Below are 19305 nucleotides of genomic sequence, written 5' to 3' on the forward strand. Positions count from 1 at the left end.
GACATTACTTTGTGCTGCATTGGAAATGATAATAATTAATGTTGGTGAACCCGTTGGGTGAAACTAAGTAATCTGAATTTTAATATTGTTGATGTTCCTTTTGAACAAGTATTTGTTGATATATTGAATCGAAGTCAAGGCCGTGATTTTGGCCAGAACTCTGGTCTTAAATCCTTCAAAACTCTTGGCATAATTTCTTCTGATCATAAACTGATCACAGAGTTGTGAAAAGAGGGTCTCAATTCTTTTTCTAGTTTTACGAAAAACAAAAGGCTGCTTTTTGTAGTTTTTCTGATTAGTTCTCATTGGAGTCTTCAAACGAATATTAACTGATTGAAAAAGGTCCAATTGTTGCTGGCTTGAAATATACCCCTTATCTCCAAGTAGCACCATATCAGATAGTTGAGATTTGACATCTTTCAGGTAAGCGATGTCATGAACGTTTGCCTTTGTTATGTCAATTGCACTAAAAACACCCGTCACTGTGCAGATACCGTGTAATTTATATCCGTAAAACCAAGAGTTTTGGGATGCGCAATAACCTTTTTCTGGTGCTGTTTCGAACGTTTCCTTACAAATTTTAGCCCTTTTGCTTCTAGCCATTTTACAAATTTCAAGCGGCATTGAATCGACAACAAAGTAGTCTTCAAATTCTACAAAACTGCGACTTAGATTGCTCCTGATCCGTTCAGTCAGGCCAAATAATTTACGTCTACGTTTATTAAATTGACTTCTTTCGAGAATGTTTTCGATGGAACCTTCTGGAATCATTTGGAACAATAGATTTTCACTGTCGAGTGACATATACTCAGCCGTAAGACTCAATGCAATAACTTGAAACTCAGTCATCTTAGGTCTTCTTCCCACTTTTTTTGTATCCAGTGAAATGTTTAAGGACTCAATAGTTTTAAGAATTCTATTTTTACTATTTTGACATGCATATTGGGGTTTGTTTGGTGACTTTAATCTACTGAATTTCAGCATATTAACCCAATATGCACTTTTCTTTTTCTTACTATTTTATTTCACCCAACGGGTTTGGTGATAATACTTTTACTGTCCATTTCATATAGCCAAGTAGGGCATTAAGGCTTTGTCCTAGATGCTCCGCATATAAATTGAAAATATCTCACCAATAATCCTAAGCAAGAGAGCCTTGTTGTTGCTCCAAATTAATAATATTATTGCTTAAAAGTCCTTATCCTGGTGGCATTTGAACTAATTAATGATTAAGCCCAATCTGAGTAATATACTTGTCGTTAGCTTATACAAGGATGAACATTGTTTCAAAAATAAGTTGAAAAACCAAACTGGAACCCAGCAGTCTGGGAAGCTGGGTTTCTTAATAAATCAGTACGTCTTTCATAACGGTAATTGGCCCGGACTACGGTCTGTGCGGATGGCCTGAAGCTGATCGCTGGCACGAGGGCATACACATGATCAGCTATCCTGAGCCCCAGCTCCTGAAAATTTCCAACATTGTAGTCTGCATATTCCAGGCGCAGGGCAATGTTGAGCACACTTTCAGACCAGCCAAGCATTTTGCCTTTTTTTATTGGCTGGACAATATCTAAAAACCCACCTTGCTGGCGGCTGCCAAATTGCTGGATGTACGTATCGGGGACATCTACATAAGCCCAAACCCATTCTCCATTCAGGTAAGTGTCTTTTAGAATAGTCGAATTGATATCCAGGGCAATAAAGTTAAGGGGCCTTTTTTTATCAAGGACAAGACCATCATCCCTAAACTTGTTATACACACCTCCCATCCAGGATACTCCTATCTCAGCGATTTTTCTGTGTTTAATCGCCATTTTTAAAGTTTTCAAAGGCACACCATTAAAGCTTTCCTCAAAGCGTTCCCTATTGGCTTTGCTGGCAGGGAACCATGTCCGGTTCTGATTGTTATTAATGATTTTGTCGTCAAAACCATTTGAAAGGTAGGCTTCATAAGCCCACACCCAATTCTTTTTGGAGTACTTGCCAAACAGCCCAAAGCCTACATTACTCCAAGTACTAGGAATAATGGTTGTCGATGAAATTGGCCTGCTTACAAATTCCCATTTCGGACCATCATGGTTTTGATTAAAAGAGCCGATCGGGTTCATGATCACGCCGCCCCGCAGGTTAAACAGCGGATTGAATTCCAGGTCGAGCGCAGCAAATTCGATATTGATTTCCCGGCCACCTTCTTCAAACTCTATTTCTGTCATAAACTTGATCCGCTGCCGGATACTCGCCGACATGAACATAGTTAGCCGTGGTAATTGAAAAGAGAGGCCTTCACTGATCCCATCTGTACTAAAATAGCTGCTATTGGCTTCCAGGTACCCGCCCAGGGAAACAGGGAGCTTTCCCATCTGCAAAAAAGGCCGGTTATAGACGGCGTCCATATTGAGCTTCAATTTGCTGGAATCCTGCTTGACTCGGGTAAAGAAAAAGCTCGTATCGGTTTGTCCGTAAAGGGCCGGGCCAAAGATGGTCAGCATGAAGAGTAGTAATAGTTTCTTCATGCGAGTTCAATGAAGATGGTAGTCTGATCACTGCGCACATTGAACCTGCGCAAATCCTCTTTTGCCGGGCCTTTGGTTACTTTTCCCGAGCGGTCGTATTCACTTCCATGTGCAGAGCATGACAAAGAGTCGCCATGGACACTGACCTCATTGCCCTGATGGCTGCATTTAAGCCAAACCGCCGTGTATTTGTTATTACCATCGTCATATACAGCCACAGGAAATTTAAGGTTGTCAACATTGACAACCACAACCTGGCGGGCTATTTTCTCCCCTGACTTTTTGGTCTCAAAAAAAGAGTCCTTTGGAAAAGAAATGGTCTTATCTGAAACGGCACCCTGAACCGAATAAACGCTGGCGCATCCTGATAGTGAAAGGGTAGCTGATGATAGTCCAAGGCACGAAATACCACACGCTTTGATGAATTGCTTTCTGTCCATTTATAGAGATTTTAAAAACTTTATGAGATCTGCCTGCTCGCTTTGAGCCAATTGTTTGAAACGGTTTTTACTGCCAGTAGCTTCGCCTCCGTGCATTTCTATGGCCTGCTCAATACTTCTTGCCCGGCCATCATGCATCAGAAAATACTGTCCGCCCTGAGAATTAGGCGATAAACCAAGGCCCCAAAGTGGTGGTGTTCTCCATTCGGAAGTTTTTGCGCTGCCTTCGGTGTAACCGTCATCAAGTCCGCCGCCCATCTCATGAAGCAGCAGGTCGGTATAAGCATGAAAGGTTTTGTTTGAAAGGGCGAAAATCTGGGAAGGACCCGTTTTTAAGGTCTGCTTATGGCAGCTCTCGCAACCCAGTTCTATAAACGTTTGCTTCCCTTGCTTGACCTGCGGATCATTTTGGTCCCTTTGGATAGGTGCCTTCAAGGTTTGCAGATAAAAAACTACATTGTTAATGGTAAGGGTTGAAATTTCCGGATCGATTTCAAGACCCGAATAAACATCAAAAGGGGCAAAAGAGGAACTGATACCAATGTCCTGGCTGTAAGCATTCACGGTTTGGTGCAGTAAACTGTATGCAGCAGCTTTCTTACCAAATCGATGTATATACCTGCCATTTTTGGGGACTGCATTTGGCAATGGGTTCAAAAAAGATGGCAGGTCGCCGTAATTTGGCACCCCTGATATTCCATCCTTATCCGCATCAGATGGATCAGCCATTGCCAGGATATCCGCATCGGTAACCATCTCGATAAAGCCAAGCCCTGTATTGGCAGGGGGCGTAAAGCGGGAAAATGTTGCCCCTGCCGGAATACTTTCTGGTGTATATCCTGGGATAGCCCGGTTCTGCAACTGCGGCCCACCCAGGTGCAGGAATTTATTGCCTGTATCATCGCTTTGTCCGAACCTGGTCAGGGTTGTAAACAAAGTGCCTTTGCCATCACCTGCATGGCAGCTTCCGCAGCTGGTGGCAACAAAGACAGAACCAAGGCCTGTTTCGCTAGTGAAAATTTCGTCATTAAAGGCCACGTCACCTGCTAAAAACCGAGTCTTTTCCGCAGATGTAAGCCCTTCAATGGGACCATCCAGAATTTGATCGTCTGCCGGAACCCTGGGCGTAATACGCTCACAGGATATAATTAAAATGGCTTCAAGAAGGATTGTAAAAATAAGTAACCGGCTATTCATTTAGATTATTCTTAACAATATTTTAGATAAGCCTAAAATTTATATAAAGGTAGTTTAAATTTTTACAAAGCAAATATTGGGCATAAAAAAAACCTTCGGATGTAGCCGAAGGTTTTCTATTGCATCTGAGCAGGTTAGATCTTTTTACCTTGAATGCGGAAGGCGTTCAGGATCGCCAGCAGCGCTACCCCTACGTCAGCAAAGACAGCTTCCCATAATGTAGCAATGCCTTCTGCACCCAAAAGAAGTACAACTGCTTTCACAGACATGGCAAGGATAATATTTTGCCAGACGATTGAGCGGGTAATTTTTCCTGCCCTGATTGCCGAAACGATCCTGGACGGCTGGTCATTTTGGATGACTACATCGGCAGTTTCTATCGTGGCATCCGAACCCAGTCCGCCCATGGCAATGCCTGCATCAGCGAGTGCGACAACCGGCGCGTCATTGACACCATCCCCGACAAAGGCCAGATGTCTGCCGGCATCTTTAAAGCCCTGCACTTTTTCAACCTTCCCTTCTGGCAACAGGTCCCCATACGCTTCATCAATCCCTAGCTCTTTTGCCACTTTCTGGGCAACTACTGATTTGTCCCCCGAGAGCATCACGGTCTTGATTCCCAGGGCATGCATATCTTTGATAGCCTGGGGGGCATCCTCTTTTATCTCGTCGGCAATCGTGATGTAACCGGCATACTTGCCATCGACGGCGACAACAACAATGGTTTCCTGGATATCCTTGATATCACCCGGATAGGAAATTGAAAATTTATCCAGAAGTTTTAAATTACCGGCAAGCAGCGCTTTGCCTGCCACTTTCCCCTTCAAGCCATGCCCTGATATTTCTTCTACTTCGGTGGGATCTTCCGATTTTTTGTCCTGCTGGTATTCAATCACTGCCCTTGCCACCGGGTGTGTGGAAGCGCTTTCCAGCGATGCCGTCAGGTAAAGGAATTCTTCTTTTTCCATATCAGTGACAACCTGCTGTACTTTAAATACCCCCTTGGTAAGTGTGCCCGTCTTGTCCATGACAATGGTATCGACCTTGGTCATCACATCCAGGAAGTTAGAACCTTTAAAAAGGATACCGTTACGGGAAGCCAGACCAATACCTCCAAAGTAACCCAGGGGAATAGATATGGTCAGTGCACAAGGGCAGGAAATAACAAGGAAAACCATCCCACGGTAAAGCCATTGATTAAACACATAATCGTCTACAAAAAAGTATGGCAGCACTGTAATGGCCAGGGCCAAAAAGAAGACAATCGGTGTATATATTTTGGCAAACTTGCTGATAAACAGCTGGGTCGGGGCTTTTCTGGCCGTCGCATCCTGCACCATTTCCAAAATCCTGGAAAGCTTTGAATCTTTGAAAGCCGTTGTCACTTTCAGCTCGATAGGCCTATCCAGGTTGATCATACCGGCCAGGACTACACTGCCTTTTTCTTTGGTATCCGGCTTGGACTCACCTGTTAATGCAGCTGTGTTAAAACTGGCCGAATCGGTCAGCAGCTCACTGTCCAGGGCGACTTTCTCCCCTGGCTTAACCATGATAATATCACCAATTGCCGCATCGGAGGGGTTAATGACCTTATTGCCTTCACTTCTCTTAACGGTCACTTTGTCGGGGCGCACGTCCAACAGCGCTTTAATAGAGCGTTTAGACCGGTTGACTGCCAAATCCTGAAAGAGCTCGCCCAGCTCGTAAAAAATCATGACAGCAACCCCTTCGGCAAATTCACCGATATAAAATGCGCCCAGTGTTGCCGTTGTCATGAGCGTGAACTCATTAAAAAAATCGGCTCTTTTGACGCGTCTGAATGCAATTTGCAGTGTCTTGTGGCCAGCCAGGATATAGGCAATGACCATCAATCCAATCTCGACGGGCTTAGCAACAGGGACTTTAAAGCCTTTGCTTAGAAGAATAAAGCCTAGCAGGATCAAAAGGCTAAGCCATAATGCCCACCTGCTTTTGATCAGGCTTTCGCTTCCTGCTTGCCCGCCATGATCATGCCCGTCCCCTTCACTATGACCTGTATCATCATCATCATGCTCTTCTCCTTCGGCATGGTCATGGCCTTCGTGCTGCTGTTTGGTAGCCAGTGCGCCGACAACTGGGCCCTGCTTTTCAGGCTCTTTATTTTGGTTTTCTTCCATGATATTGCTGCTTTTAAATTTCTACAATAAAGTTTAATATGGCCAGGGCAATAAGTGTAAGCCCGGTAATGAGCTGCTCATAGTGTTCCAGCCAATGAATGTTTATGCTTTTAATCCCTTTCCTTCCCAGGCTTACCATCAGCATCATCCCTGAAAGGGTCAACACATTGTAAATAAGAACAATTGTCAAAACCGCATACCACCCAATTGCTCCGGCGTTCAAAAAATAGGCGTTGATCTCAAAGCAAGGTGAGAGAAACATCATCAGCATCAGCGACAACAGTATCCTTCGGTGGCTGCCGTATTTCAACAATTTTTCATCGATATGGCTATGTGCCTGATGGCGATAATGTTGCATGACAAACCACAGTCCCAGGAGCAGCAAAAACAAGGGTACAATCTTACTGGCAATAACACTTTGGTTCTCTGAGAGCTGAAAGCCAGCAAAGCTGACCATCAACCCAAAGATGGTTGTACTTAATGTATGCGCCGCCCCTGCCAAAAATGTAGTATTCAGGACCTGCCTTTTGCTCCACCCCATAGAGTTTCCGATCGTAACAAAAGGAAGCCAATGGCTGGGGATCAGTGCATGGATCAGGCTAAGTGCAATACTGCCAAGGATAATCTGGTTCATAGTTAGTGGCCTTCTTCTTCCTCTGAATTTTTAAGTTTCGATAAAAGGGCATATGCCCCTTTGAGAACAATCTTCGGGGCTTGGTCGTCAAATTCCTGCGGGAATTTTATTTGTGTGTACCCGTTTTCTGATACCCCTTTGCTTACCTGTACCATCTCAAAAGTCAGTCCCTCTGACTCTGCACCCTTTGAGGTACTGTCTGTGTGGGCACCTTCGGCACGCTGCACGAAAATGTATGATTCCCCTTCAAAATCAACGATAGCCTGGCTTGGAAGCGCAGTCACAGGGTTTGCACCGGTTTCGATCACTGCTTTTACAAAATTTTGTGGCAACAGGCCCTTATCATCTTTCTCCAGGTGACAATGCACGCGCACTGTGCGGTCTTCATTGATCTTCTGGTTGATCAGGTATACCTTGGCCAGGTACTCCTTGCCCGGGTTGTTGCTGACTGTAAAGCGCACCAGTTGGCCTAGTTTAATTTTGGGGATATCCTGCTCAAATATCGAAAGCTCGACATGCAAGTGGTCTGTGTCCACAATTTCAAACATCACATCGGTCGGGTTCACGTATTTTCCAAGGTTCACATTCACAGTCGTGACCGATCCGCTGATGGGTGAACGTATCACGGCGCTGTTGACAATGGTTCCCTTTTGTAAGACATTTAGGTTTATGCCAGCCGTAATAAGCCTTTCTTTTAAACCTGCCAACCGAGCTTTCTGTGTCTTTACCTCGGAGGTTGCTTGTTGCAATACTTTTTGGGCATTGATATTTTCCTTGCTCAACTCCAACTGACGGCTGTACTCCTGCTGGGCGTATTCCAGCTTACTTTCCGTTTCCAGGTAGTCTTGCTGGATCTGGATAAAATCAGGGTTTTCGATGGTTGCCAGTACCTGTCCTTTCTTAACCTGCATGCCCTGCAAAAGCTCGGTTTTTCTGACAAAGCCACCCAGCGGGGCTGAAATGCTCACCAGGTTTTGCGGCGGGATATCAATTACTCCGTTGGCAGTCACAACAGCACTCAGATTACGGGTACTGGCCGTGCCCAATTTGATAGCTGCCGTTTCATATTGCGCTTTGGTCAGCTCAACGACATTACTTTCTTCTCCTTCATGATGCTCTTCGTCTTGATGGGCTGGCTCCTGCTGCTTTTCTTCTTGCTTTTTACCGCAGGCCAAAATGCCTGTTAGAAGAAAGAAGACCACTAATATATTTTTCATTGTATACATCATTAGTAATGATTGATTGTTTTAAACCGGTCATTGCTGTCCGGAGACCAGAAATTCAATTTCGATGACCGATTGGTTATAACTGTCAAGCAGCTCCATATAAGTAGACCTGATATTTAAAGCTCTGGTCAGTGCCTGCGAAAACTCGACATAGCCAATCTCGCCCGCTTCATATGCCTTTGTGGCATTGCCTGCGATCACATTTGCTAAAACCAATGTTTTTTGTTCATATAAAACCAGGCTCTGATTTGCGCTCTGATAAGACTGGATAGCCTGCTGCAAATTGTTGCCTAACTGCAAGCGTGCAAGATCCACCTGGTTCTGCGCTAGTTTTTCATTAAGCTCGGATGCTTTAACGCGCGCCCTGGCTGCACCGCTGAATACAGGAATAGAAACACCTAGTTGAAAGCCCTGGAAACGCTTCCCTGCGCCATAAAAAACTTCTGTACCATTGATGTTTTGCCCGCCAATTAAAGACTGGTTAAAATATCCAATGCTAAAATCAGGCAACAGGCTGGTGCGTGAAACGGCAGTAGCCTGTTTCTCAATGGCGATTTGCTGGCTTAGGTACTGTAAATAGGGATTTGAATTAATCCCCGCAGTATCAAGTATCTGTCCAAGGTCACGTCTTACCAATGTGTCAGTCTGGGCTTCGACTGGCTGTGCGCTGTTAAGCAGCATTTGCAGCTGCTTTTGCAGGACTAGCAAACTGCCCCGGTTTTGAATAAGGCGGGCCTGGATTTCACCCTGCTCACTTTCGGCCACTGAATATTCGAGCTGACTTGTTTCGCCAGTTTTAAAGCGCAGGGCTGCTGCTTTTACAAACCGGTCCGCCCGCAAGCCTTCCCCTTGTAGCAACTGCTGCTGTTGTTTTAAGAGTACCTGCTGATAATAATTGCTTTTAATTTGCCGGATCAGCTCCGCCTGGGTTACTTCAAGCCTTGCTTGTGCGCCGTTAATTTGGGCAGACAACAACGCTTTCCTTTTGCTGGCCACCTTTGGGTGGGGCAATGTCTGCGAGATATTGAACTGGTTATCAAACCTGTTACTGTTATACTGCCCGCCCATCCAGGAGATATCCGTTTTTGCGATATCAGCAGAACTCCCAAGTAGCGCACGCTGATAATCGATCTGGTAAATTCCTGCTTTCACTTCCAGGTTTTTACTGGCCGCTTCACTAATTGCTGTTTCAAGAGAAATTTTGCGGCTTACATGCGTGGAATCTTGTGCCTGGACACCTGGAACAGAAAAGCTGCATACAGCAAAAACAAGCAGAAGTGCCCCGGCCTGTTTAGTGGCAGCACCACCAAAACGCTTTTCAACAATCAGGTAAAGCACCGGCAGTACCAATAGGGTTAAAAGCGTCGCAGAAACAAGCCCTCCGATGACCACAGTTGCAAGCGGGCGCTGGACTTCAGCGCCTGAGCTATTGGACAAAGCCATGGGCAAAAACCCGAGTGATGCCACAAGGGCTGTCATCAGTACTGGTCGCAAACGGGTTTCGGTTCCCTGAAATATGACCTTTTTCAAATCACTCATCCCTTCTTTTCTAAGCGAATTGAATTCGGCAATGAGCACGATACCATTTAATACGGCCACACCAAAAAGTGCGATAAAGCCGATGCCCGCCGATATACTGAAAGGCATTCCACGAAGTGAAAGGGCAAAGATGCCCCCGATTGCAGACAGCGGGATAGCCGTAAGGATCAAAAGGCTTTGGCGCAGTGAGTTAAATGTAAAATAGAGCAGCACAAAAATCAGCAGCAATGCAATTGGCACAGCAACACTTAAACGGGTGTTGGCCTCTTGCAAGTTTTGGAACTGGCCGCCATAAGTTGTGTAATAGCCCGTAGGAAGCTTTATCTGGCTATCAATTTTGGCTTGTAGCTCTTTTACAATACTTTCTACATCCCTGCCACGTACATTAAAAGCTACCGTTATCCGGCGCTTGGCGTCCTCCCTCTGGATTTGGTTTGCGCCTGTCTTCATCTCGACGGTAGCAATCTGGCTCAGTGGCACCTGCTCTCCATGTGATGTAGTAACAAACAACGCTTGTACGTCTTCCAGGGCCTGACGGTTTTCGCTTTTAAGCCTGACTACCAGATCATACCGCTTTTCGCCCTCATAAACCAGGCCAGCACTGCTACCGGCAAACCCGGTATTAATGGTGCGGTTGGCATCCTGGATGCTGATGCCAAACTGGGACATGCGGTCACGGTCAAAAGTAACGACAATCTGCGGCAGGCCACTTACTTCTTCCACATACAGGTCTTGGGCCCCTTCGACAGATGCCACCAGTTTTCCTATCTTGCCTGCCTGCTGGGCTAATACATCCAGGTCTTCCCCAAAAATCTTGATGGCCACGTCTTGTTTCACCCCTGAGATCAGCTCATTAAACCGCATCTGGATAGGCTGTTGAAAACCAAATGTTACGCCGGGAATGGATTCAGTTAGCAGCTGCTGCATTTTATCAGCAAGTTCTTCCCTGCCTTTCGCCTTTGTCCACATAGATTTTTCCTTTAATATAACCATCACATCACCGGCTTCTACCGGCATTGGGTCGGTCGGGATTTCGGAAGACCCAATTTTTCCAACCACTTCTATGACTTCATCCGGAAAGTTTTTACGGAGTAACCCAGCTGCTTTTTGTACCGCGTCGATAGATTCAGAAAGGGAACTGCCAGTCAATACACGCAGCTCTACGGCAAAATCACCTTCGTCGAGCTGCGGGATAAACTCACCGCCCATATTTAAAAACATCCAAAGGCTGACAGCGAAAAGTGCCAGTGCTGTCAAAACTACAATTAGTCGTCGCCGTAGGGCGAAGCCTAATGCAGGCAAATAAAGCCTGTGAAAAAAGGCTATGATGCGGTCTGAAATATTGGGCTTAAGCTCATTTTGTTTACTTAAAAACAAAGCTGAAACCATCGGCACGTAGGTCAGGGAAAGAATAAATGCGCCCAGGATCGCAAAGCTGACGGTCTGCGCCATTGGCCGGAACATTTTCCCTTCAATGCCCACAAGGGCAAGGATCGGCAGGTACACAATCAGGATAATGATTTCACCAAAGGCCGCTGAATTCCGGATTTTGGAGGCCGATTCATAAACCTCATTATCCATTTCCTGCTGCGAGAGCCGGTGTGTATATTTCTTGCCCATAATATGGTGCAGCGTGGCTTCCACAATGATAACAGCGCCATCTACGATCAAGCCGAAGTCAATCGCGCCAAGGCTCATCAGGTTGCCCGATACGCCGAACAGGTTCATCATACTGACGGCAAAAAGCATCGCCAGTGGGATCACCGAGGCGACCACGAGCCCGGCGCGCAGGTTGCCCAGCAAAAGTATCAGAACAAAAATGACAATAAGCGCCCCTTCGACCAGGTTTTTAGAAACAGTGCCAATGGCATTATTGACCAGTTTTGTGCGGTCCAAAAACGGCTCGATCACCACACCTTCCGGGAGCGTTTTACTGATCTGCTGGATTCTTTCTTTTACATTGCCGATCACTTTGGCTGCATTTGCGCCTTTCAGCATCAACACCAGCCCGCCAACCACTTCACCTTCATCATTGCGCGTCATTGCACCATAACGGACAGCACTGCCGTACTGGACAGTTGCGATATCACGGATCAGGACAGGCAGGCCGTTTGCAGTCTCTTTGACCTGGATACTTTCAATATCTTTCAGGTTTGCAATCAGCCCCTCGCTTCTGATAAAGTACGCATTGGGCTTTTTGTCGATGTAGGCCCCGCCCGTATTCTGGTTATTTCTTTCAAGGGCCGAAAAAATCTCGCTCATCGAGATTTGGGCACTTCTGAGCTTGAAAGGATCAATTGCGATTTCGTATTGTTTGAGAAATCCACCAAAACTGCTTACATCAGCAATCCCTTCGGTACCCAACAGCTGCCGTCTGACAATCCAGTCCTGGATACTTCTAAGCTCCATAGGCGGATACTTTTTCTCATATCCTTTTTTGGTGTGCAATACATACTGATAAATCTCGCCAAGACCGGTAGTAACTGGTGCTAGCTCGGGTGACCCTGCGCCAGGTGGTATCTGCTCCACCGCACTTTGCAGGCGCTCGGAAACTTGCTGCCGGGCCCAGTAAACGTCAATGTTGTCTTTGAAAACGATCGTCACAACTGAGAGCCCAAACCGCGACATGGAGCGGATTTCTTCCGTGCTCGGGATCGTTGCCATGGCTGTTTCAACCGGGAACGTTACAAGGCGCTCTACTTCCTGCGCGGCCAGCGAAGGACTGCTTGTGATGATCTGCACCTGGTTGTTGGTAATGTCGGGCACAGCATCAATGGGAAGCTGCGTGAGCGAATAGATCCCCCAGACGACAAGGGCCAGGGTAAATATGCCAACAACAAGCTTATTATGAATTGAAAAATGAATGACTTTATCTAACATCTGAACTTAGAATTTGTGTAGAATGAGCCTATAACCGTGACTTAAAAAGCCACAGCAATAAGGCAAACCATAAATGAATGGGTTACACTAAATCCTGGGAGGTTGCCAGATTGATGTCAGACCGCCGCCATCATTACGGTCGGTATAGGTAAAAGCCTTATCACTAAAAAAAGCAGTAGATGCTACTTCTGGCAAAGACATAACGGGATCTTGAAGCGTTATGCCGGCGCAGCATGCACAAATACAAAACGGGGAACAAAGGTCAACAATTCCCTGATCCTGGTGATCGGCATTGGCATTAATGGTGGCCTTAGTGGCCGGGTATGAGACACGCAATACTTCATCCTGGCAGGGAATGCAGGAAAGTATCACCGTGTAAAAAGCTAATATGTAAAGAGCTAATCTCATAATACTGCAAAATTAGCTCAATAAAACATGCAACAGGTAGTCAGAAACAAATAAGATCTAAACCATATTTGCAGTCTTGCATGCAAGCACCCAAAGCCATGAAAAGCAAAAAGGTCATTCCGCACATTACAAATCGTACAAAGCCGGTGAAGTCCCCGTACCGTTCATTGATGAAGGCATCAAAGCCCACTAAGCCATCTACCTTGCTAAGGATTCTTTATTTTCTGTTAGGAGCGTTCTTGGTGACAGCGATATTTTTAAAACTTAGCCACTATTTTATGGCGCATTAAAATGCGGCCATGTTTGTAATGATCAGTCAGTCAAAGCCGACCACTGCACCTACCTTCTTTGCCATTCACCAGGCTAAAATTTCTCTGTAGCAGGGAAAAGTACAGTTTAACGTGCTCTGTTTCAAAATGGCAAAACATTAAATCGTTGTTTTACAAGTACTTAATTAACAGTTTTAAGCCATTTTCAAATTACAAAAATACCACGGTTTAAATGAACTTGATACTGCACAATATTTCTATTAAAACAGGGCTAAATAATTTTAAAATTCACTTTCAGTTTACTGCTTGAGTATATTGCTGTGTAAAATTTAAAATTTTCAAAAAACAAATTGATGAGTGTCGTAAAATAGCACAAGCATTTCATTGCATCTATAACTAAGTTAGGATACATGTACAAAATGTCGTAACGCTGTAACGACATTTTGTATTATTCAACGCAAAGAGCCGAAACCAGCTTTCACATTCTCTTCAACCGCTCCCTTAACCCTTTCATATCCTCACTAATCTTCACATCTAAAATCTTCGCATAAATCATAGTCTGCTTTAAAGACCGATGCCCCAGCATCTTGGAAACTGTTTCAATCGGCACCTTATTACTAAGGGTCACCGTGGTAGCAAATGTATGCCGCGCGATATGAAAAGTCAGCGTCTTGGAAATCCCGCATAGAGTTGCAATCTCCTTCAAATAAGCATTCATTTTCTGATTACTCAGAACCGGCAGCACAACGCCAGCCGCACAACACTGCGGATGATCATTATACTTCCCAATAATTTCCAGCGCTGTATCTAGCAGCGGAATACGTGTAGGCGCATCCGTTTTCTGGCGAGTGGTATCAATCCAGGGCTCCCCATCCATGCCGACAACAATATCCGTCGTCTTCAATTGCTTTACATCTACGTATGCAAGGCCAGTATAGCAGCAGAATAAAAAGATATCCCGCACCTGGCTGATTCTTTCGACTTCAAATACTTTTTCAGTGAGCCTTTTTAACTCTTCCCTCGACAATGGATTCTTAACAACCTCCTTCTTCGTCAGCTTAAAACCTTGGAACGGATCCTTCTTCAACCATTTATTATTAACACAGATTAGCACAACCTTTTTCAAGTTACTCATGTACTTGATCGCTGAATTATGATTGCAACCTCGGGCACTCCTAAGCCAAAAGTTGAATTCTGTGATAAATTCAAAGTTCAGGTCTTTGATCGCCATGTCATCCTTCTTGTATTTCCATTTAATGAAAGAGGCGGTATGTTCTTTCGCGGTCTTATAGCGCTTTAAAGTGAGCGGTGCGAACTCCTGACCGACCAGCGCTTCCATCTGCTCATTATGGTGCGCAAAGACTTCGAGGATCATGCGGGTTTCATTGCTCTTTCCTAGCAATATGTTTTTTAGCCCTTCCGCAGAAATTTCCTTATCATCCTCTGTAAGAATTTTCTTGGCCTGGTAAACTTTGGCAGTGAGCATATCCAAATACGCATTGAGCGTCTTGGCATCTTCTTTGTTTCCGGCGAGGCGTCCGACTGATGAATTCCACCTTTCGGTATTCCATAACTTCTTGGTAGATAGTTCGGCGACCTTGCCGTCGACGGTAATTCGCAGATAGATGTAGCGAACTGTTCCTTTTTGATTTCTGACGGGCTTTAAATAGAAAAGCAGGCCGAATGTTTTTTCCAACATAACACAAGCATTTAAAAGTGGTTAAATATCGAATTACCACGCTTGCCAATCAAGATGTTTACGCCGTAAACATCTTGCTATCAATTTGTTATGCCGTTTCCAGTGAGTCTTTTTCTCAAAGTGAGTGAACTACACGAAAGACTCACTGGAAACATAGGAATTTTTGCATTTTTTGATATGATCTGAAAAACAAAAATGCCCGCAAATCATTGATTTACAGGCATTTTGTTTGGGCTTTGAATTATTTCAAGGGAGGGAGACGGGTCTCGAACCCGCGACCTCCAGAACCACAATCTGGCGCTCTAACCAACTGAGCTACAACCTCCGTTTTGAGGACACAAACTTATAAAAAGGTTTACAGCTTGCAATGACTTTATTCAAATATTTTTGCAAGCTGTAAGCCATGCTGTTCAGCTTTTAACGCTTACTTCGACGCAACGTAAAGAGCATCAGCAGCTTTCCAGTCTACTACGTTCCAGTATGCATCGATATAATCCGGCCGCTTGTTCTGGTATTTCAGATAATATGCATGCTCCCAAACATCCAGTCCGATTACCGGAGTGCCTTTTGCCTCTGCAGTATCCATTAATGGGTTATCCTGATTCGGTGTTGATGTAATGGCAAGTTCACCGCCCTCTTTCACAATTAACCATGCCCAGCCTGAACCAAAACGGCCGGTAGCCGCTTTTTTGAACTCGTCTTTAAATGCCGAAAATGAACCGAATTTGGAATCAATGGCTTTTGCCAGTTCACCCGTTGGCTCTCCGCCGCCGTTTGAAGAAAGGCTTTTCCAGAAAAAAGAATGGTTCCAGTGGCCGCCTCCGTTATTGCGAACCGGAGCTGGTGCCTTGCTGATGCCGGCAAGCAGTTCTTCTATGCTTTTACCTTCCAGCTCAGTGCCTGCTACCGCTGCATTCAGATTGGTAACATAAGCCTGATGATGACGGTCGTGATGTATTTCCATTGTCAATGCATCAATATGTGGCTCTAACGCATTGTTAGCATAAGGTAAGGGATCAAGTGTAAATGCCATTTCAGTGTAGTTTAATGATTGATAAAAATTATACGTAACAGTTGGCTAACAGCAGAAAAAACGTTTATGTTCTTAATTGCCTAAAAAATTTAAGCAGCAACTCCTGCGATTCCCCGGCAAGAATTCCGCGCGTCAGCATGGTTTTCGGATGCAGGATGTTCTCACGAAGTCTGGAGTAACCGCGTTTTTCATCCACGGCGCCAAATACTACTCTTTTCATCTGCGTCCAGTAAAGCGCCCCCGCGCACATGATGCAGGGTTCAAGTGTAACATACAATGTACATTCCTGCAGATACTTTCCGCCAAGATGATCCGAAGCGGCTGTAATCGCAAGCATTTCCGCATGGGCAGTTACGTCGTTGAGCTTTTCCGTCTGATTGTACCCTTTTCCGATGATGCGCTCTCCGATGACAACGATTGCGCCAACCGGAATCTCACCTTCTTCATACGCAAGCTCGGCCTGGCGCATCGCTTCGGCCATGAAAAAGTTGTCAAGAATGTCTGCCTGAATATTCATTTTAAAAATGGTCTGAACATGAAAACGGGACATTTATATCTTGCAACAAATGTCCCGTCCTGTTTTATAAAGAAACCTTTCAGCGTTTCATAATGCGTTTGACAGTGTTAAGATTGCCATTCTGGATGCGCAACAGATACAATCCTGAAGGAAAGCCTGAAAAATCCATTTCCGTTGTTTTTTGACTGACTTTTTTAAACATTCTGGAACGGCCGTTCAAATCTACAATTTCCACATTTGCTCCTTTTGCGGAAATGGTTCCGGAAACTTCCACGGTACACTGCGCTGCAATAATGGTAGGATAAACGTTAACCCAGTCTGCAGCAACAGGCGGTTCAATGCCTAATATCGGATCAACCTGGATTCTGGCCGAGCCGGCACCTTTTCCGGTTCCGCAGGCATTTGTAACCTTTGTTATGGTATAAAATGTCGTCGTTCTTGGCGAAACTTTAAAATTATAAGGCGTTCCTGCCGCAGTGATCAATGAATCTTTTGCTCCGTCATTCAGCGTAAATGTCCAGGGTGCACTGCCTGTAGTCTCAACTTTAAGGTTTGCACTTTGTCCGGCCAGAATGGACTGTGCTCCCGACAACGTGGCTACGGGCAGCGGGTTAGCTGTCAGGGTAATTGCACTTACATTCCCTTTTACGATAAAATCCTCATTGGCTGCCGAACTGATCACTCTTATAAAATAACGCCCGCCTGCGGTTGTATCAGGCAATGTCGCCGTTATGATACTGGAGGTAGCTACCGAAGGGATTGTGTAAAACCGGCTGTCGTCGTTAACCGTGGAAATCTGTACGCTGAATTTATTTTCTGCCGGAAACTCTCCCGATTGCTGAAACGGCACATTAAAGGTTTTTCCCGAACAAACGGTGGAAACAGAAGGATTTCCGGAGCTGATCGTCGGAACTTTTACCGTTACAAGCGCGCTTCCGATCGGAATTCCTTTTCCGCAGTCATTGGAAACTTCCGTGACCAGATAAGTGGTTGTTATACTCGGCTTTACGGTAATGGTGTGCGTAGCCTCGTCCGTAGTATCCGTTGTACCATTGGATAAAACGTAAGCCCAGGGACCGTCTCCTGTAAATCTCAGTGTGACTGATGCCGTCTGGCCCAGATCAATGCTTGCGCTTCCGGTAATGGTTGCAGAAGGCAATGGCTTGATATGAATCTTGATTTCTTCTTTCGGACTTTCACATCCGTTTGCACCGGTTTGTGTTACGTAAAATGAATAGTCCTGTACTTTTTCGGTAAATGGAGTAAACGGCACGCCCTGAAATTCGCCGCTGTTCGCTTCCCGATACCATTTCAAAACGGATCCGGTTGCATCCAGAACAGGCGCATTCTCGTTCTGGCAATAGGCAAGATACGTAGTTGTTTGCGGTTTGGGCGTCGTATTGATCTTTACATCAATTTTGGCCGGACTTCCTGTGCATCCTGCGAGCGTCTGCGCAACATAGTAAGAAGTAGTTCCACCTTTTTCTGTTGAAGGTACAGGCGCCGATTTCAGTTCCTTTTCTCCGGTCGGATCTGTTCCGTACCAGTTGAGTGTCGCCTTGGAAAGTGGCTTGGCCGTTAACGGCTTTGCTTGTACAAACTGGCAGTATTCAATAACAGACTTTTCAATTACGGGTGGAACCGGCAAGGCATTTACAACAACTCGCTGTATGGTTCTCTTGGCACTTTCACAACCTTTCGCGGTTTCCTGTGTTGCATAGAAAACATATTCGTCGGCTGCTTTCAGACTGACGGAAGGAGTTTCAATGTTTGAGCCGCCCGTCAGTGCAGTGTACCAGTTCACCTTGTTTCCGGTAGCCTGTTTGGTAGTAAAAGTATAATTCTTGGCCTTGCTGTCCTGACAAACCGAATCGGAAATTACAGGTAAATTGGCCGGTAAAGAATGAATGGTTATCGTGATCTTTCCTTTCAAAACCGGGCTTTCGCATTTGTTTGCCTCCGTTTGTGTAATGAAGTAAATGGTTTCGCCTGCATTCTCCGTGGAAGGAACCGGAGCTTTGGAAAGCTTGTTTCCATCTTCATCATACCAGTTGATATCTGTTCCATTCGCAACCAGCGCAGAAGGTTTTTCGCCGATGCAGTAATCATCTTTGGAAACCAGTTCCGGCACGGCCGACGCAGCTTTAACTATAACTTTAACTTCTGTTCTGGCACTTTCACAGCCATTTACCGACTGCGCCACGTAATACGATTCTGTTCCGGCAGCATCTGTTTCAGGAACAGGTGCTGCACTCAGCGGACTCGAACTTGTGGCACTTGTATACCACTTGAATGTGGCACCGCTTGCACCGATCGCATTCAGGACCAGTGCTTTTTCATTCTGGCAATAGATAATTTCCGTATCCGAAACAGGCTTTGCAGGTTGTGCATTTATTTTCAGCTCCGGACTTGCATTTCCGGTTACTGCAGGAGATTTGGTGATAACTCTTACTTTATAGGCAGTTCCTGCAGATGCAGTGGCGGGAATGTCCGCATTGAGCGGCGATTTGGTTCCGGTTCCCAGTTCCACAGGTGTTGCCGGAAAAACTCCTTTTGCATCCGAAAGCTGTACGATAAAAACGGTACCCGCAGCAAAAGTTCCTGTTGTCGTAAAAGGCACTGAAATATCACTTCCGGCACATATTGTAGCCGGACTTACGGCTCCGGTCGTAATGGTTTGAGCTATTGATGAAACTACCGCTGAAAGAATCGCAATGCAGGTAAAAAACCCTTTTCTAATAAATGTAATTTTCATGAAATTGTGTATCTATCTTTTCACTAACCTGTTTAACTG

At 45.3% G+C, this 19305-nt stretch carries 13 protein-coding genes and 1 tRNA gene; all 14 read right to left on the reverse strand.

Translation table 11 applies throughout. The annotated features are described in order from the left end of the window. Positions 1–63: 63 nt before the first annotated feature. The 14 genes from FEM55_RS21900 to FEM55_RS21960 all read right to left on the reverse strand — a co-directional run bounded on the left by FEM55_RS21900 (position 64) and on the right by FEM55_RS21960 (position 19266). Positions 64–984: an IS982 family transposase gene (locus FEM55_RS21900; protein WP_138283468.1), complete on the reverse strand. Its 921-nt coding sequence runs from the start codon at positions 982–984 to the stop codon at positions 64–66. Between the two features lie 302 nt (positions 985–1286). Next, positions 1287–2513, reverse strand: coding sequence for a hypothetical protein (locus FEM55_RS21905; protein ID WP_138283469.1), 1227 nt, complete (start codon positions 2511–2513; stop codon positions 1287–1289). After that, positions 2510–2953, reverse strand: a complete 444-nt coding sequence (locus tag FEM55_RS21910) for a QcrA and Rieske domain-containing protein (RefSeq protein ID WP_082218022.1) — start codon at positions 2951–2953, stop codon at positions 2510–2512. The genes FEM55_RS21905 and FEM55_RS21910 overlap by 4 nt, the downstream gene beginning before the upstream one ends. Next, the gene (locus FEM55_RS21915; protein ID WP_082218023.1) at positions 2954–4150 is read right to left on the reverse strand and encodes a di-heme oxidoredictase family protein; all 1197 of its coding nucleotides are present in this window, start codon (positions 4148–4150) and stop codon (positions 2954–2956) included. Positions 4151–4284: 134 nt separating this feature from the next. Further along, complete coding sequence (locus FEM55_RS21920; protein ID WP_082218024.1) at positions 4285–6306, reverse strand: heavy metal translocating P-type ATPase; 2022 nt, start codon at positions 6304–6306, stop codon at positions 4285–4287. A 13-nt stretch (positions 6307–6319) separates the two neighbouring features. Then, positions 6320–6940, reverse strand: a complete 621-nt coding sequence (locus FEM55_RS21925) for a hypothetical protein (protein ID WP_082218025.1) — start codon at positions 6938–6940, stop codon at positions 6320–6322. A gap of 2 nt (positions 6941–6942) precedes the next feature. Then, a complete protein-coding gene (locus FEM55_RS21930) occupies positions 6943–8157 on the reverse strand; it encodes an efflux RND transporter periplasmic adaptor subunit (protein WP_082218031.1) in 1215 nt (404 codons plus the stop codon). Between the two features lie 39 nt (positions 8158–8196). Continuing rightward, positions 8197–12585, reverse strand: coding sequence for a CusA/CzcA family heavy metal efflux RND transporter (locus tag FEM55_RS21935; protein WP_082218026.1), 4389 nt, complete (start codon positions 12583–12585; stop codon positions 8197–8199). Positions 12586–12672: 87 nt separating this feature from the next. Further along, positions 12673–12993, reverse strand: coding sequence for a DUF6660 family protein (locus FEM55_RS25435; RefSeq protein WP_082218027.1), 321 nt, complete (start codon positions 12991–12993; stop codon positions 12673–12675). A gap of 747 nt (positions 12994–13740) precedes the next feature. After that, a complete protein-coding gene (locus tag FEM55_RS21940) occupies positions 13741–14961 on the reverse strand; it encodes a site-specific integrase (protein ID WP_138283470.1) in 1221 nt (406 codons plus the stop codon). Between the two features lie 250 nt (positions 14962–15211). Further along, a tRNA-His gene (locus tag FEM55_RS21945) sits at positions 15212–15287 on the reverse strand. Positions 15288–15385: 98 nt separating this feature from the next. Then, positions 15386–15994, reverse strand: coding sequence for a superoxide dismutase (locus FEM55_RS21950; protein ID WP_138283471.1), 609 nt, complete (start codon positions 15992–15994; stop codon positions 15386–15388). A 64-nt stretch (positions 15995–16058) separates the two neighbouring features. Next, entirely contained in the window at positions 16059–16511 is a 453-nt protein-coding gene (locus tag FEM55_RS21955; RefSeq protein ID WP_138283472.1) for a nucleoside deaminase, read from the reverse strand. Between the two features lie 79 nt (positions 16512–16590). Then, the gene (locus FEM55_RS21960) at positions 16591–19266 is read right to left on the reverse strand and encodes an Ig-like domain-containing protein (protein WP_138283473.1); all 2676 of its coding nucleotides are present in this window, start codon (positions 19264–19266) and stop codon (positions 16591–16593) included. Positions 19267–19305: the final 39 nt, after the last annotated feature.

Origin of the sequence: Dyadobacter sediminis (assembly GCF_005860765.1) — a bacterium.
GTDB classification, from domain to species: domain Bacteria; phylum Bacteroidota; class Bacteroidia; order Cytophagales; family Spirosomataceae; genus Dyadobacter; species Dyadobacter sediminis.